The organism is Streptomyces sp. NPDC002156 (genome assembly GCF_053593675.1).
In genome coordinates, this window is record NZ_JBSFDA010000366.1 from 1 (window position 1) to 1,437 (window position 1,437).

Consider the following 1,437-nt stretch of genomic DNA (forward strand, 5'->3'; position numbering starts at 1 on the left):
GCGTGCTCTTCGCGATGCTCCGCGACGGCACCTTCTACGAACACCGAACCCCCCGCCTCGCTTGACGAAAGACATAGAGGCACCCCCCCGCCACCCGCAGCGCCGACTCCGAAAGGCAGAACTGATCACCGTGACCGCGATTCCGAGCTTCACCGGCGACGCGAACCCCTACGGAGGCGGCGACCCGTACGCGGACTACCGCACCGCGGACTTCCCCTTCACCCAGTACGCCGACCTCGCCGACCGCCGTCTCGGGGCCGGGGTGATCGCCGCCAACGACGAGTTCTTCGCCCACCGCGAGAACATGCTCGTGCCCGAGCCCGCCGAGTTCGTGCCCGAGCACTTCGGCCACAAGGGCAAGGTCATGGACGGCTGGGAGACACGGCGCAGGCGCGGTGCGTCGGCGGAGCACCCGTGGCCGACGGCCGAGGACCACGACTGGGCCCTCGTCCGGCTCGGCGCGCCGGGCGTCGTACGGGGCATCGTGGTCGACACGGCCCACTTCCGCGGGAACTATCCGCAGGCCGTGTCGGTGGAGGGCGTGTCGGTGCCCGGCTCCCCGTCCCCCGAGGACCTTCTGTCGGACGACGTGAAGTGGACGACGCTGGTACCGCGTACGAAGGTCGGCGGCCACGCGGCGAACGGCTTCGAGGTGTCGGTCGAACAGCGCTTCACGCACCTGCGCGTCAATCAGCATCCCGACGGGGGTATCGCCCGGCTGCGGGTGTACGGCGAGGTCGTCCCCGACCCCGCCTGGCTGGCGGTGCTCGGCACCTTCGACGTGGTCGCCCTGGAGAACGGCGGCCGCGCCGAGGACGCGTCCAATTTGTTCTACTCACCGGCGTCGAACACCATCCAGCCCGGGCGCTCCCGCAAGATGGACGACGGCTGGGAGACGCGCCGCCGCCGCGACCAGGGCAACGACTGGATCCGCTACCGCCTGGTGGCCCGGTCGGAGATCCGCGCGATCGAGATCGACACGGCGTACCTGAAGGGGAACAGCGCGGGCTGGGCGACGGTGTCGCTCCGGGACGGCGAGGACGGGGAGCAGGGAGAGAACGGCGGCTGGACCGAGATCCTCCCGCGCACCCGCCTCCAGCCCGACACGAACCACCGCTTCGTCCTCGACACGCCGGCGGTCGGTACGCACGCGCGCGTGGACATCTATCCGGACGGTGGGATCTCGCGCCTGCGGCTGTTCGGCTCGCTGACGGAGGAGGGCGCGGGGGAACTGGCGGCTCGGTATCAGGAGCTTGGGGGCTGAGGGGTTGAGGGCGGGCGGGGAATCGGGGGCGGGGGGAGGGGGCTGGGCGTAGGCGATCTGCGCGGGCCTTTTCCTCGCCCCCGCCGCCCCTACCCGTTCCCATCCCCAGGGGCTCCGCCCCTTCGACCCCACCAGGGGGCGCAGCCCCCTGGACCCCCGGCGGGGACTGCGTC

1 protein-coding gene is annotated in these 1,437 nt (G+C 71.7%); it reads left to right on the top strand.

All coding sequences use genetic code 11. The features are described 5' to 3' along the window. Positions 1 to 130 precede the first annotated feature (130 nt). Entirely contained in the window at positions 131 to 1,264 is a 1,134-nt protein-coding gene (gene alc / locus ACWCRB_RS49725; protein ID WP_451002359.1) for an allantoicase, read from the top strand. The last annotated feature ends 173 nt before the right edge of the window (positions 1,265 to 1,437 follow it).